The sequence below is a fragment of the Moorena sp. SIO4E2 genome, from assembly GCF_010671945.1.
Classification (GTDB): domain Bacteria; phylum Cyanobacteriota; class Cyanobacteriia; order Cyanobacteriales; family Coleofasciculaceae; genus Moorena; species Moorena producens.
Genome location: NZ_JAAHIE010000132.1, coordinates 1 through 15,506 on the forward strand (window position 1 = coordinate 1; position 15,506 = coordinate 15,506).

Annotated in this window: 13 protein-coding genes and 1 pseudogene; 6 read left to right on the forward strand and 8 right to left on the reverse strand. The window is 42.1% G+C overall.

All coding sequences use genetic code 11. The features are described 5' to 3' along the window. A partial coding sequence (locus F6K37_RS15820) for a mechanosensitive ion channel family protein (protein WP_287251110.1) occupies positions 1-837 on the reverse strand: 837 nt, incomplete at its 3' end. A gap of 533 nt (positions 838-1,370) precedes the next feature. After that, positions 1,371-2,477 carry an AI-2E family transporter gene (locus F6K37_RS15825; protein ID WP_008185917.1) on the reverse strand — a complete coding sequence of 369 codons (1,107 nt, stop codon included), beginning with the start codon at positions 2,475-2,477 and terminating at the stop codon, positions 1,371-1,373. Positions 2,478-2,742: 265 nt separating this feature from the next. On the opposite strand from F6K37_RS15825, the gene F6K37_RS15830 reads away from it, so the two are divergent. Then, entirely contained in the window at positions 2,743-3,024 is a 282-nt protein-coding gene (locus F6K37_RS15830) for a hypothetical protein (RefSeq protein ID WP_287251113.1), read from the forward strand. Here F6K37_RS15830 and F6K37_RS15835 read toward each other — a convergent pair. From F6K37_RS15835 to F6K37_RS15850, 4 genes are all read right to left on the reverse strand, one after another. Continuing rightward, positions 2,994-4,685: a sodium:solute symporter family protein gene (locus F6K37_RS15835; RefSeq protein ID WP_287251115.1), complete on the reverse strand. Its 1,692-nt coding sequence runs from the start codon at positions 4,683-4,685 to the stop codon at positions 2,994-2,996. The genes F6K37_RS15830 and F6K37_RS15835 overlap by 31 nt on opposite strands. A 262-nt stretch (positions 4,686-4,947) precedes the next feature. Further along, entirely contained in the window at positions 4,948-5,196 is a 249-nt protein-coding gene (locus tag F6K37_RS15840) for a DUF4212 domain-containing protein (protein WP_008185921.1), read from the reverse strand. 760 nt (positions 5,197-5,956) lie between these two features. Further along, a complete protein-coding gene (locus tag F6K37_RS15845) occupies positions 5,957-6,778 on the reverse strand; it encodes a pentapeptide repeat-containing protein (RefSeq protein WP_287251117.1) in 822 nt (273 codons plus the stop codon). Positions 6,779-6,824: 46 nt separating this feature from the next. Continuing rightward, positions 6,825-7,367 carry a dihydrofolate reductase family protein gene (locus F6K37_RS15850; RefSeq protein WP_287251118.1) on the reverse strand — a complete coding sequence of 181 codons (543 nt, stop codon included), beginning with the start codon at positions 7,365-7,367 and terminating at the stop codon, positions 6,825-6,827. 453 nt (positions 7,368-7,820) lie between these two features. Between F6K37_RS15850 and F6K37_RS15855 the strand changes: the two genes are divergently transcribed. Then, positions 7,821-8,696 carry a sulfotransferase domain-containing protein gene (locus F6K37_RS15855; protein WP_071105104.1) on the forward strand — a complete coding sequence of 292 codons (876 nt, stop codon included), beginning with the start codon at positions 7,821-7,823 and terminating at the stop codon, positions 8,694-8,696. Positions 8,697-9,136: 440 nt separating this feature from the next. Here the strand turns inward: F6K37_RS15855 and cysS are convergent, their stop codons facing one another. Further along, a complete protein-coding gene (gene cysS / locus F6K37_RS15860; RefSeq protein ID WP_287251119.1) occupies positions 9,137-10,621 on the reverse strand; it encodes a cysteine--tRNA ligase in 1,485 nt (494 codons plus the stop codon). Between the two features lie 97 nt (positions 10,622-10,718). Next, on the reverse strand, positions 10,719-11,915 hold the full coding sequence (locus F6K37_RS15865) for an RNA-guided endonuclease InsQ/TnpB family protein (protein WP_008185941.1): 1,197 nt from the start codon (positions 11,913-11,915) through the stop codon (positions 10,719-10,721). Positions 11,916-12,132: 217 nt separating this feature from the next. Between F6K37_RS15865 and F6K37_RS15870 the strand changes: the two are divergent. The 4 genes and pseudogenes from F6K37_RS15870 (at position 12,133) to F6K37_RS15885 (ending at position 15,296) form a co-directional block, all read left to right on the forward strand. After that, positions 12,133-13,297 (forward strand): annotated as a pseudogene (locus F6K37_RS15870) (CobW family GTP-binding protein). Positions 13,298-13,976: 679 nt separating this feature from the next. Beyond that, a complete protein-coding gene (locus F6K37_RS15875; RefSeq protein ID WP_008185945.1) occupies positions 13,977-14,177 on the forward strand; it encodes a hypothetical protein in 201 nt (66 codons plus the stop codon). Between the two features lie 130 nt (positions 14,178-14,307). Then, complete coding sequence (locus F6K37_RS15880; RefSeq protein ID WP_267872050.1) at positions 14,308-14,442, forward strand: hypothetical protein; 135 nt, start codon at positions 14,308-14,310, stop codon at positions 14,440-14,442. A 143-nt stretch (positions 14,443-14,585) separates the two neighbouring features. Beyond that, the gene (locus F6K37_RS15885) at positions 14,586-15,296 is read left to right on the forward strand and encodes a hypothetical protein (RefSeq protein ID WP_008185951.1); all 711 of its coding nucleotides are present in this window, start codon (positions 14,586-14,588) and stop codon (positions 15,294-15,296) included. The last annotated feature ends 210 nt before the right edge of the window (positions 15,297-15,506 follow it).

Here is a 15,506-nt window from a genome sequence, read left to right on the forward strand (position 1 = left end):
TGTACCATTGTGGCTAGTACCATTGTGGCTAGTACCATTGTGACTATTACCATAGGATTGTCTAGCCATCCACTTAGTCAATTCCTGAGATAGCTGAGTTAGGGACTCAATTAATTGGTGTGAAACGTCTACAGGAAAATTACCAGAACGGACGTGCAAATCTAGCTTAGGAAAGGGACTATCAACATGGTAATGACGTAGTATTTCTTCAATCAGAAAGTAAAGCTCACTTTTGATTTGGAACTGCTTGGGAGGGTCTTCAATCCAAACCAACAACTCAAACTTGAGGGCATTTTCTCCAAATCCAGTAAAAAATACATTAGGGGCTGGTTGATCTAAGATTTCTGGATGTTGAGAAGCTGCCTCAATCAGAGCACTACGTACTTTAATTGGATCTGAACCATAGGCGACCCCTACGGGTAATTTTAACCGGGATACTGGATTATTGTGAGTCCAGTTGACCACTTCAGCTTCAAGAAAGCGAGAATTGGGGATAATGATTGAGACTTGATCCAACGTCAGGATTTCTGTACTCCGAATACCGATATTTTCTACTGTTCCCATCAGTTCCCCAACATTCACAAAGTCCCCTACTTGGATCGGACGCTCAAAAATGAGTACCAAACCGCTGACACATTCTTTAGCAATTCCCTGGATTCCCAAGCCAATGCCCACACCCAAGACTCCGACAAATACAGCTAGAGAACTAAAGTCGATTCCCCACAACTGCAATAGGACAATAACACCGATAAAGAGTATGGCATAATGGATAATCAGGGCAATAGTCTCCTGCGCAGGGCGGCTGAGATTGGTGAGGCGAAGAATCCGCGATCGCAAAACTTTTTTTACTACCTTGGCTAGGAGTATCAGAGCAGCCTAGTGTTAACTGTACTTTAGTGTTAAGTTTCTAGCCAAGGTAGCATTACTTAAGACAGTTAATTGGTAGTTGGTAATTAGTAATTGGTAATTAGTAATTGGCTGACTATTTTCGTAAGCAGTCAGCCGTCAGCCGTCAGCCGTCAGCTTTTAGCTCACGCTGGGCGAACAGCCGTCAGCCGTCAGCTTATTTTATTCAAAAGTACCTCAAGTAGCGTGACCAATGGCCAATGGCTGATAGCTGATATAGCAGAAGTCATTTGTCAGAAGTCATTTGTCAGAAGTCAAACTCTTGCGCTTCTTGATGCAGTCGCTCATGGGGGAAACCCCCAAGACCGCGCTGCATCGCTTACAAAGGGTGTGAGACTTTTGTCATGTCCTAACTGCCCTGGCGACTGCTATAGCTGATTACTAATTGCTGATAGCTGATTACTAATTGCTGATAGCTAATTGCTGATAGCTAATTGCTGATCCCTCAAAGTATAGTTATCATACTATCCGTTGAAAGAAAGAGCATTTGAGGCGTCTGGTTCAGAAGCTGGCGAGATAGTAGCAGCATTTTGTTCCGCCTCCAGTTTCGGCTTCAAGTACAAATTTTCTAGTACCAGAGCTGCACCAGCTACCCAAGGGGGAACAATCAAAGCACCAAGAATCCCCAAAACCTTTGCACCACCTAGCACTGCCAACAACTGATATAAGGGGTGAACTCTCACAGAAGACCCCACCAGTAGGGGATCAAGAATATAGGTTTCCAGATTCTGAATAATCACAAATAGTAGCAATACCCACAAGAAAGTCCATCCCCCTTGAGCAATTGCCACAATCAATGCTGGAATTGCTCCCAAGACCGGACCAAAAAAGGGAATCAAATTGGTCACCCCAGCAATCACACCCAAACCCAAGGCAAACTCTGACAGTCCCAAAAATTTTAAACCAACAGTAATCGCCATCCCTAAAATTCCTGAAACCACCACTCGCCCCTGGATGTAACCCCCCATCCGTTGGCTGACTGGCTTGACCTGGGCTGCCAATTTTTCATCCCAGGGTTTGGGAAACAAACTTACCCCCCCTTTAATCAACTGTTCAGAGCCAGCTAACATATAACCAGACAGCAGTGTTGCCAGAATTACGGTAAACACTCCAGCAAAAAGACTCCGTGTCAATCCATAAGACTGCACTAGCAACTGCTGAGAGGAACGAATTACCCAAGAGGTAACGGTCCCAGCATCAAACATTTTACTCAGAGCTAGTTCAGTCATCCCTAGGCGAATCGCTAAAGCATCTAACAAAGAGGTTAAAACCTCCAAATACGTTGGCAGTTTCCGAAATAAACGCTGAATTTGCTCAGCTACTGTTGGTCCAATCACTAAGCCGATCCCTGTCAAACCAGCGATTAAGCCTAAATAAACCAGAATAACCGCTAGCCAGCGGGGAATCCTTAACTTTTCAGCACTATCAATAATTGGTGCTAGAGTAGATGCGAGCACTACTGCAATCATCAGTACTACTAGCAAAGCTCTAAGTTGCCACAGCAGGACTATTGTCAAGCCAGTAGCAACAATCAGCAGTAAGTTAGCTAAGGAGATTTTAAGGCGTAGCATAGACTTCCATTTGCATGTTGAGTGCCTGCAAATAGTCTACAGAGAAAACACCTGAATTAGTTGACGGTTGACGGTACGGTCTTCAACCTACCCTTTTGAATTAAGAATGTAGAATGTAGAATGTAGAATTTGAAATTTGGGCGTTGCTGAATAATGGAATGATTTTAAGAGTGTTTAGGTGCGCGCCTCCTAGGCCGGGGAACCCGGCCTTGGGTCGCACCTGTGGAATGGGCATCAGCCGTGGAACTGGCATCTTGCCAGTTTCATGCTTATTTTCGTGCGGGCAGGATGCCCACTCTACTCCTATTCAGCGCGAAGATTTAGCAACGCTAGAATTGGGAATTCTACATTCTTAATTCTACATTCTACATTCTCAAAGACACCCTACCCTATACCGAACGCCAAAGGCAAACAACCCCATAACCTTGGCCTATTGGCCACGCTTCGCGAACAACCTTCAACCTTCAACCTTCAACCTTCAACTTTTAACTTTCAACTTTCAACTTTCAACCTTGATCAATCCAACTCCTCTTCTCCCACATCATGAAGGGCTGGGGGAGCATCACCGGGTGTTCGCAACATTTCCACCATCTCCTGAATTTCTGCTGGAGGTGGGGGTGTCAGGCGAGAAACCACTACAGTCACAATGAAATTAAGCACCATCCCTACGGTACCAATCCCCTCAGGGGAAATACCGAAAAACCAGGGTGTCATACTATAGAACTTCACCCCAATGATGTAAACGGTGGTAAAAACTAACCCTACCACCATGCCAGCAATTGCCCCTTCTCGGTTGGTTCGCTTATCAAATACCCCTAGCAGAATGACTGGGAAAAAGCTGGCAGCGGCTAAACCAAAGGCAAAGGCTACCACTTGGGCTACAAATCCAGGGGGATTGATACCAAAGTAACCGGCAATGGCAATGGCAGCAATTACCATAATTCGACCCACCATCAATCGTTGGGACTCCGACGCCCTAGGATTAATGATGCGGTAGTAGACATCGTGGGCGATTGAGCTAGAAATCACTAGCAGTAAGCCCGATGCAGTGGATAGAGCGGCGGCTAGTCCTCCTGCTGCTACTAAGGCAATCACCCAGGGAGCAAGTTTGGCTACCTCTGGTGTGGAGAGTACAATGATATCTCGGTCAATCTTAATTTCATTGGTCTCTTTGTCCGGTTTCAGCTCAATCTTGCCATTGCCGTTTTTATCGTCAAACGCCAATAAACCAGTATTTTCCCATTTGGTTGCCCAGTCTAGCTGACGCACTTCCTCAATGGTATGGTCATGGAGGCTATCAATCAGGTTATAGCGGGCAAAGGCAGCAACGGCGGGAGCTGTGGTGTAGAGTATGGCAATGAATAATAGCGCCCAGCCAGCGGAATAACGAGCAGCTCTAGCATTGCGTACGGTGTAAAAGCGTACAATCACATGGGGAAGTCCAGCAGTACCGACCATCAAGGCAATGGTGATAAATAAGACATCCAGCATGGACTTGTTGGCAAAGGGTTTAGTGTATTCCTGGAAACCTAGATCTACCTGAATTTGATTGAGTTTCGGGATAATGTCACTGAAGGTGAATCCTAGCTGGGGAATCGGGTTGTCGGTCAGTAGAGTTGCGATCGCAATCGCTGGAATCAGGTAAGCCACAATCAACACGCCATACTGGGCAACTTGAGTCCAGGTAATGCCTTTCATCCCCCCCAGCACGGCAAAAAATGCCACAATTACCATGCCAATCACGACACCCTGACCGATATCCACTTGCAGAAAGCGGCTAAATACAATACCTACCCCTCGCATTTGTCCTGCGACATAGGTTAAGGAGACAAAAATAGCAGCAACTACTGCTACCAACCGAGCAACATTCGAGTAATAGCGGTCTCCCACAAAGTCGGGTACTGTGTATTTTCCAAACTTCCGCAGGTAAGGGGCTAACAATAGCGCTAGTAGCACATATCCTCCTGTCCAGCCCATCAGGTAAATTGAGCCATCATATCCTAAGAAAGAGATTAGCCCTGCCATAGAAATAAAGGAAGCAGCAGACATCCAATCTGCCGCTGTAGCAGCACCATTAGCAACAGCGGGAACACCTTGATCTGCTACGAAAAACCCTTTACTATCGCGCACCCGAGAGCGCCAACCAATGTAAAGGTAGAGAATAAAGGAAATAATGACCAATACACTGGTCCAAGCTTCAACTGTCATAGATATTTACTTGTCTGAATAATTGCTATAGCGCTGCGCGCAGGGAATCGGGAATCGGGAATCGGGAATCGGGACAAAATCCTATGTACATCATTACTATGAGAAACCCTATATAGGGATTGTTGGTAATAAAAAAACGGTATTTTTTTTATTGGAAAGTACTATAGAATTGCCCTATTACAATTCTTAATTGCTAACTATAAAAATATAGTTTAGTTAAGCAAAGCCATTTATTTCCCAATTTATTTACCAACAGTAAACATTACTTTTTGTATTTACGGTCAATTTTATCCATCTGTATAGCGTAGATAAAAATTAGGACGACAAAGGTAAAAATACTACCTTGTTGTGCCATCCAGAAGCCTAGGGGAATATTCCCTACACTGACGTTGTTCAGTAATGTTACAAGCAGAATGCTACATACAACGGATACGAATGCCCAAACAATTAAGAGATTCCGAATTAATGCGATGTTGGCACGCCAGTATGCCTGACGCTTGTTTTGGTTCATAGTTTTATTAGTAATAGACTAAATTTACTATTTACGCTTGACTAGCTTCTGGATATAGAGCAACCACCGATAATTGCCCTGTAAGCATTCAGCCCTTAGCGGTCAGCCCTCAGCCATTCGCGTAGCGTGGCCTACTGCTGATACCTGATAGCTGATAGCTGATAGCTGATAGCTTACATTGCCTTAACATGGCGTATCGGTATTTCAAAATGTGCTAATATATACAGAAAATTTGCCGAAGCTTAGGGATAGGTTACACCAAAGGTGAACAAAAACCGTCTTTTTGGGGTTTTCTTAATAAAACTAAACAATTTTGGGGATTTAATCCTGTCTTTAGGTTATGGCATTGCTTGATGCGCACCAGCATAAGCTGATCACATCTGTGAACTTTGGCACTGCCCCAGACGGCTTTTCCCGTTGTTTAAAGGAATAGTAGATGAATTGTGAATACTATTTGGTTAAGAAACGTAAAGCTTAGATCAAGATTATGCTAAGTTTCGATAAAATAAATCGTAAGTTGATCGCCAAACGCGATCGCTAAAATCACACCTGATTTTGATCGGGGTATTTCTTAATCTGTTAGCATTCAGCCGTCAGTGGTCAGTGGTCAGTGGTCAGCTTATTTTATTCAAAAGTACCGATTGTGCTACGCGCATTAGCTGATAGCTGATAGCTGATAGCACCTCAAGTAGCGTGCGCGTAGCGCTTAAGCTGATAGCTGATAGCTGATAGCTAAATTAATCCCGGTTTAAGAGTATCCCTATTGATTGGTGCTACCATCGGGCATGATGGTATTGGTTAAGTTCGCCCCCTTGAGGTTGGCACGGTAAACTTTGTTGGGAGAACCCCAATCAGTAAGCTCCAAGGTATAGTCTAGTTGTGCTCCCTTGAGGCTAGCGTCGGAGAGGTTGGCATCGGAGAGGTCAATTCCCCTCAAGTCAGCCCGTTCAAGATTAGCTCCCATCAAGTTCGCCCCCCTGAGATTGGCACTTATTAAATAATGATCGAATGGCAATGAAGCACTTGTATTCAGCTCAGCCAGTGTTGCTTCTTGGAGATTGGCTTTCTCCAGGTTCACTCCACTCATATTAATCCCTACCAGATTGGCTTTTGATAAATTAGCTTCCCTGAGGTTAGCTCTTTCGAGCTTAATTGCTTTGGCGAAAATATTTGATAAGTTGGCTTCTTGGAGATTAGCTTGTTCTAAGTTAGCTTCTGTGAAGTTGCTCCAAACAAGATCAGCTTTTTTCAGGTTAGCTCTACGGAGATTAGCCCCACTGAGGTTAGCTTTTTTCAGGTTAGCGTTTTCGAGGTTAGCTCCCTCTAAATTGACCCCTACCAAATTAGCCTTTTCTAGATTAGCTCCCGCTAAGTTAACCCCTTCTAAATTAGCCTTTTCGAGATTCGCTCCTTTTAAATCATATCTGGAAAGTTCTAGCCCTGCTAAATTACAGTTTTGACAATTTTTTGTTTCCCGTAACTGTTCCAGAGGATTGTCTTGATTGATAATCAGCCAAGTAATTCCCAAAAGGGCAACTAATCCCAAAGAAATTACCCAGATCAACGATTGTCTAAGTTTCATTGGACTAATGGCAGAAAAAGTAAATGCTATTTGTATATATTTTTAATTATAATTCAATATTTTTCTCTCTTATATAGTAGCTTTTTACTAAAGTATCATTATATATTTCAGTTTTTTTGTGTCGTAATTTAAGATGTTGTTCTAGGGTTCCAAATAAAGGAACGCCTTTTCCCAAAAGAATTGGAACGCGAGTAATAATCATTTCATCAACAAGGTCTTCTTGAAGAAAACTTTGGATTACTCTACCTCCATCTATGTAAAGATTTGTATATCCCTTTTGATTCAAATGATTAATTATTTTTTTTATATCTCCACGAAGAATTTCTGCTTTACCAAAAACTTTTTCTGGAAGCTTTGTTAAGCTATTACTTAATACAAAAACGGGTTTTGGATAAACCCATTGACCAAAAGTTAAAACTTTATCAAAGGTTTTTCTTCCCATCACTATGGCATCTATGCTTTTCATAAACTTAGCATATCCATAATCACTTTGTTCGGGGTTAGGTATTTCTTCTAGCCAATCTAATCCGCCATCACTTGTAGCGATAAATCCATCTAAGCTTGTTGCTATATAGACATAATTGGTCATTAGATTTTATCCGTAATTGTCAAAATTAATCCTGATAACTATAAATATTGCAGGTTCTAACCAGATACGGCAAAAGTAGCTCCCGGATTTCTCACAAAGATAGTTTTAGTAGCTGTAGCCCTTATCCAGTCAAATCCAACCTAAACAGGTAAGGGTTTAAACAGTGTATTGTTTTTTCTATTCATTTTGATCAGGGTCAAGCCCAGATTTAATAACGCTTTCAGGGTTTGCGATCGCTAAATTTGTGAGAAATGCGGCGTCTTCAGTACATTTTATGCTAAATTTCCAGTTAAAAAACTCAGAAAGCTTTCTTTACAGGTAAAATTAGGATATTCAACTAACAAAATTTTCTGAATACGGCCTCTGACGACTGTTCCGGTGATCCGCTGTTCCGGTGATCCGCTGTGAAATACTGTTTATTTAGCATAACAAGTACGGAAGAGCCTGTAATCCATGGCAGACTATAAGCAAGCACTGGTAAAAGACGGTAAGAATCCAGAAGGTCTAATTGTCTTTCCAGCTTTCATTACCCAGAAGGAAATCGATGCCCTTAAGGACTTTAGAGTCGGGGATCGGGATACCTTTGTTGTCGCCTATCCTAAATCTGGTACGACATGGATGGAGCAGATTGTTCACTTGCTTGCTCACAATGGAGAGCAAGGGGACAAAGTATTGAGTGAAGCAGTTCCTTGGTTAGAAGGTGCAGCAACTCGTTATGGAGGTTTAGAGAATCTGATTAAAACTCCTAGCGATCGCCGTTACTTTCACACTCATTTACCGTTGTCTTTGATGCCAATGTTTGGCGAAACTAAAGCAAAGTATATTTATGTGGCTCGCAATCCTAAGGATAATGCTGTTTCCTATTATTATCATGCATTGAGCAAAATGGGATACGAGGGGAGTTGGAGCGAATTTATTACGCTATATCGTGAAGGCAAGGTGGCCTATGGCTCAATATTCGATCACGTTTGGGAATGGTGGAAAGCAAGCCAAGATTCAGATAATGTCATGTTTGTCAAGTACGAAGACATGAAAAAGGATTTAGCTCAAGTCGTTACCGATGTTGCTAGCTTTATAGATATTCCCTTAACCTCCGATTTACTCGATGCTGTGGTTGCTGGTAGTGAATTTTCGGCAATGGCAATCAATCCCAAAGCTAATCTGGATTGGGTGCCTCAGCGAGAAGGTATCCCCAAACATATGCGCAAAGGAATTGTAGGAGATTGGAAAAACCACTTTTCTTCAGAAGAGACTAGTATTTTTGATGCTCTATACCAATCAAGAATGGCACAATTTGGTCTGGAATTTGACTTTGAATTGACCTATTAGAATGTAGAATGTAGAATTTAGAATTTAGAATTTAGAATTTAGAGGATATCTGAAAAGTTTTTTGATATTGAATTTTGCCCCCCTAGCCCCCCAATTCTGGGGGGAACAAGAATCAATTGGCTGGTAAAAGTCCCCCAAAATTGGGGGATTTAGGGGGCTTGGATGTAGCAAATGAGACTTCTCAGACAACCTCTAAGAATTTAGAATTTAGAATTTAGAATTTAGAATTTAGAATTTAGAATTTAGAACTAAGAATTAAGAATTGGTAATTCTACATTCGGAATTCTTCATTCTACATTTGGCATCCTATATTCTACATTTGGAATTCTACATTCGGCATTCTACATTCGGCATTCTGGACAACCTTCACAATTCACCCTCAAGTCTTCACAATTAAGCCGAAACCTTCACAATTCAGCTGTAGTTTTCACAATTCAGCCTTAATTGCGATGCCATGTGGTAACGCCACCACCCTGGTCAATCAACGTAATCCCTTGAGCTTGCAAGTCATCGCGAATGCGATCGCTTAATTCAAAGTTCTTGGTTTTCCGTGCTTCAGCCCGCTGCTGAATCAGTGCTTCAATTTCCCCATCACTCAATCCATCCGTAGAAACTTCAGCTTCTTCTTCCGGTTGTGCTTCTAACCCTAATACCTCGGCTAATTCCACGAGACTACGCCATTGCTGCTCTAATTCTGAAGCAGGAGTCTCGGTTTTACCCTGATGTACGAGGATATTGCCTTCCCGGCGTAACCCTTTGGCCACTTCAAACAATACCGCTAACCCTCCAGCAAAGTTTAAGTCGTCATCTACGGCTTCTTGGAACTGTTGCGCTATGGTTTTATTTGATAAGTCATCCTGCAAGGGTTGTGATGGTTTGGGTGTGGCTGATTGGTCTTGCCATCCTAATTGTATACCATAGTTATGACCAAACAGCAAGCCTTCTTTGAGAGTTTGCCAGCCATTGGTAGCAGATGCGATCGCATCATCAGTAAAATCTATTGGTTTACGGTATTGCGCCATTAACACAAATAGCCGCACTGCCATGGGGTCAACGGGACGGTCGAGTAAGTCTCGGATAGTAGTAAAGTTGCCTAAAGACTTAGACATTTTCTCTCCATCCACCTTGACCATGCCATTGTGTAACCAATAACGGGCTAGGCTTTTACCAGTTACAGCTTCCGATTGAGCAATTTCATTTTCGTGGTGGGGGAAAACCAAGTCAGAGCCACCAGTATGAATATCAATCGTTTCCCCGAGCATATCTCGCACCATCGCCGAGCATTCAATATGCCAACCTGGACGACCAGGTCCCCAAGGGGATTCCCAGGATGGTTCCTCTGGCTTAGCGCTTTTCCAAACCGCAAAATCAAAGGGGTCTTTCTTCTTTGGCCCAACCGAGTCGGCTACATCTACCCGTCCACTGGCTCCTGCTTGCAAATCCTCTAACTTGCGGCCAGAGAGTTTGCCATACTCCTCAAACCGACGCACTGAATAGTACACATCCCCATCGGCTTCGTAAGCATAGCCTTTTTGTTCCAACTCACACACCAGTCGCTTGATTCCATCTAAGCTATGAGTCGCGCGGGGGTAAGCATTAGCCTCTTGGACATTCAGCCTTGCCATATCTTCAAAATAGGCATCAATGAAGCGTTCCGACACTGCCTCCATAGAGGTGCCTTCCCTTCGGGCTCGGTTTAGGATTTTATCATCAATATCTGTAAAATTTTGGACATAATTTACCTCATAGCCCCGCCATTGTAAGTAGTGACGAGCGGTATCCCAGACAATACAAGTTCTAGCATGACCCAAGTGGCACAAGTCATACACCGTAATGCCACAGCAGTACATCCGGACTTTCCCAGTTTCCAATGGCTCAAAGGATTCCTTGCGGCGGGTTAAGGTATTGTAAAGGTTTAGGGTCATGACAAAGAAAAGATAAAATCACCAACAGTGGGCTATAGATATACTTTTGACATCCTCCCTGGTTAAATCAAAGATTATAACGAGGGATTCCTAAGACTCACGACTTAGGTTTCTGTTTCCTTCTCCCCTTGGGGGAGTTTTTCGCACCAGCCTTCCGAGATTTACTCTCTTCGGGTCTTACGGTCGCTCCGCAGACTGACACGGCAAGTCCTGCCGCCAAAATGTTAATTGATGCATTGATATCACGATCGTGGTGAGCATTGCAGGATAGGCAATCCCATTCCCGAATATTCAAAGCTAAAGACTCAACACGATTTAGGCAAACAGAACACAGTTTGCTACTAGGAAACCACTTATCAATGGAAATGGCTTCTCGATTATACCATTGAGACTTGTACTTAATCTGACGAATTATTTCCGCCCAGTTGGCTTCACTGATAACTTGAGCTAGTTTGTGATTTTTGACCAGATTTTTCACAGCTAAATCTTCAAACGCAATCAATTGGTTTTCTCTGACCAGTTGAGTAGTTAGCTTGTGGGTAAAATCTCGTCTAGAGTCTTTGATTTGTGCATGCACCCTGGCAACCTTTAACCTGGCTTTGTAACGATTATTAGAACCTTTTTGTTTTCGTGACAAAGCTTTTTGGTATTTAGCTAGCTTTTTCTTGAGCTTTTTAAAATGTTTGGGATTGGCAATTTTATCTCCGTCGCTTGTTGTGATCAGGCTAGTAACTCCTAAGTCCAAGCCAACTTGTTTATCTGTGGTCGGTAAGCTCAAATCTCTATGGTCATCAAACCTAATTGAGATCTGCCACCGCTCAGATGGGTCTAAGCTAAGTGTAACAATACTTGGAGTGCAGTTTGCAGGTAACTGACGACTCCAACGAATCCGTAAAGGTTCTTTACATTTGGCAAGATAGACTTGACCATCTTCCCATTTGAATGCTGACTTAGTAAATTCTGCACTACCACCATTACGTTTTTTCTTGAAGTTAGGATACTTAGCTCGACCGGCAAAGAAATTAGTAAAAGCGGTTTGTAAATGTCTTAATCCTTGCTGAAGAGGAACAGAACTAACGTCATTCAAAAAGAACAAGTCATCCTGTTTTTTCCATTCTGTCAACATTAAGGAAGTTTCCTTGTAGCTTATCCGTCGGGAGCGTTTGTACCAACCTGAAGTCCTAGCATCTAAAGCTTTGTTGTAAACAAGTCTTACACATCCTAGAGTTCTCCTCAGCAGAGTTTCCTGTTCAGGGGTTGGATAGAAACGGTAACGGTAAGCTTTTTCGACCATTATTTACTCTTTGGTATATACTTACATTATAATATATTCTGTGTAAGGTGTCAAGTAAGCGCAATTCATGAGGGGCTGTGTGGGTCACCTGCGGGAGCACTTTATACGCCCCGTCTCCCGTTATACCCGTAGGGTTAGCTGGAGATGAATTGCTGTTTTAGATAAAATACGATATCTTGGTATATCTTGATTCTCAACTGTTTTCACAAGTTGCCTTATGCAAACTTTACCGACTGATTCCCCATCTGGTCAAGGGATGGAAGCCCCGAAACAAGGCTTACCCGTTACCATTATTACCGGTTTCCTGGGTAGCGGCAAAACCACCCTCCTTAACCATATCTTAAGTAACCAAGAAGGCGTCAAAACAGCGGTCCTTGTTAATGAGTTTGGTGAAATTGGTATTGATAATGAGCTGATTATCAATACTGATGATAATATGGTCGCCCTGAATAATGGCTGTATCTGCTGCACCATTAATGATGATTTAATTGAAGCAGTTTACAACGTATTGGAGCATCCAGAAAAGCTGGATTATTTAGTGGTGGAAACTACCGGATTAGCGGACCCCTTACCAGTGGCGCTAACCTTTTTGGGCACAGAATTGCGAGATATGACTCGTCTTGATTCTATTGTCACTATGGTAGATTCAGAAAACTTTAGTATCGATCTATTTAATAGTGACGCGGCAACTAATCAGATTGCTTATGGGGATATTATTATCCTCAACAAGACTGACTTGGTCGATCAAGCCAATGTAGACCACTTGGAAAACCGGCTCAGAGATATGAAAACTGATGCTAGGATTTTGAGAACTACTAAAGCCGAAGTGCCAATTCCTTTAATTCTCAGTGTTGGTCTCTTTGAGTCTGATAAGTATTTCGACAGCAAAACATCAGATCATGATCATCACCACCATGATCATGACCATCATGACCATCATGACCATGATCACCATGATCATCACCACCATGATCACCATGACCATGATCATCACCACCATGACCATCATGACCATGATCACGCTCATCACTATCACTCCGATCACCTAGAAATTGACGGATTCACTTCCCTTTCTTTCGAGAGTGACAAGCCCCTAGGGCTTCGGAAGTTTCAGGATTTCCTAGACAATAAGTTATCCTCTAATGTGTTCCGCGCTAAGGGAATTCTCTGGTTTGATCAAAGTCCTCAGCGTCACATCTTCCACCTCAGTGGTAAGCGTTTCTCTATTGAAGATGATGAGTGGAAAGGTGAACCAAAAAATCAATTAGTGCTGATTGGTCAAGATTTAGATCATGATACATTACGTGAACAATTAAACCAGTGTATCTCTTCAGAGTCTACCAATACACAGCAGGGGATTTGGTAAGCAATTGTTGAATTAAGAATGAAGAATTAAGAATGTAGAATGAAGAATTAAGAATGCAGAATCCTAAATTCGGCGTTGCTGATTATGGGTATGATTGAGCCCCCCTAGCCCCCCAAGCGAGGGATTGCTCGCTTGGGGGGAACAAGACTTTCTTGGGTCCCCCGCCCCCCTAGCCCCCCAAGCGAGGGATTGCTCGCTTGGGGGGAATTAGCGGATGCTTAGCTTTTTTAAAGATGGGAATTTAGGGGTCTTGACCACAATCAGATGATTGCGCATTCATACTTCAATTCAGCAACGTCCTAAATTATACATTCTTAATTCTGAATTCTGAATTCTCAATTCTTAATTCTCAATTCTCAATTCTCAATTCTCAATTCTCAATTCTCAATTCTCAATTCTCAATTCTCAATTCTCAATTCTCAATTCTCAATTCTCAATTCTCAATTCTTAATTCTCAATTCTTAATTCTCAATTCTTAATTCTCAATTCTTAATTCTCAATTCTTAATTCTCAATTCTTAATTCTCAATTCTTAATTCTCAATTCTTAATTCTCAATTCTTAATTCTACATTCTTAATTCTTAATTCTTAATTACCCCTAAAACTCCCCAAAAAAACTTTTATAAAACCCTTGACAAACTAAATTATAATCATTACAATAATCACTATAATCACAATGAGTTCAGTTTTTTAGTGATGTCCAAAAAATTTTCCCAAAATTTCAAAAAACAACCCGCTAAGCACGTCCTGAAAGGTTCTCGTGAAGCCGTCATTTATAGTATGCAGATGCTATATTCCCTAGGCTATGGGTCGATTGCTGAATGGACCCCTCTGGAACCAACTGATGTTCCCGGGGAAGTGATGACTACCATAACTAAGTATTGGCTGTTGCCATAACACTTTAAATTTCTGGGGGGATTTCCCCCCCTTGCGTGACCTTTGGCCAATCAAATCATCACATCGGGTTAGATTTGGGAACTTAGTGATATCACAATTTCAACTGACTTATTGTGGAGTTGAAATAGCCGTGGATAGTATTTCTACGGCTATTTTTTTGGAAGCTATCAGCGGTCAGCGGTCAGCTATCAGTTATCAGCTATCAGCTATCAGCTATCAGCTATCAGCTATCAGCTATCAGCTATCAGCTATCAGCTATCAGTGATTAGCTTATGTGCTACGCACACGCTACGCGAACAGCTACGCGCAATCGGTGCTTTTGAATACAATAAGCTGACGGCTGACAGCTGACGGCTGACGGCTGAATGCTTAGCTAAAATACTATTAGCCTTAACTAATACTTAAATCATGGACGATTTAAATTACTATTTAGACAAATACGACGCTATACCCTTAGATACTGATCAATACAAAAATAGTTATGTCGGCTGGGCACTAGACTTTTTTATTGACGAAACAAAGGTAATAAATCCTTATTTAGATATTACCTTAAGATTAGACTTAACCGATGCGGAAACTAATTATAACGATAATTTCAAAAATGACTATTCAACCTTTACGTGTTTCTTAATCTGGAAATTACTTAAAGCCCTGAAAGAACATCCTCCTTTCTGGTGGAGATTTATTAACCATAAATGGTATCAAATTAATAATCCACCATTATTTTGTCCGACAGCAGTGGGAGGCGAAGTTCGATTTGCAGAAATGATCATTAATAATGCCACAAAATTAGGATGGCTTGAATTTTATCAACTATACAGAAATAGCAAAGACAGTATTTTCGCTAATCCTATATTGCCCAATAATAATGATAGATACTATGCTTACCAACTAGGTCAATTTGTTGGTAATCTTCCTGGCTTGGATTTTTTAAGTTTTTCTATGCAGACAGGTCGTGGAAATACCCAGAGTTTTTTCTACTTTGGAAAGCGAACCTACGACAATAATCAGCAAAGACTAACGGTGCCTTTAGCTATCAAATTTCACCATAGCAATTTAGATCCAATGCTAATCGAAGTGTTAGTTAAGGATTATCTAGCTGAATTAAGTAAGCATTAATACAGTATTTTTTACTTGGTTGAGGTGAAAATTCTGGCGTTGCTGATTCTGGGTATGGTTTTGCCCCCCTAGCCCCCCAATTTTGCGGTGCGACCCGTGGCGAATTTAATTCGCCGACGGAAAGCGCACCGGTGGGGGAACAAGACTTTCTTGCGTCCCTTCCGGTGCGCGCCTCCTAGGGCGAGTAAATCGCCCTTGGGTCGCACCGCA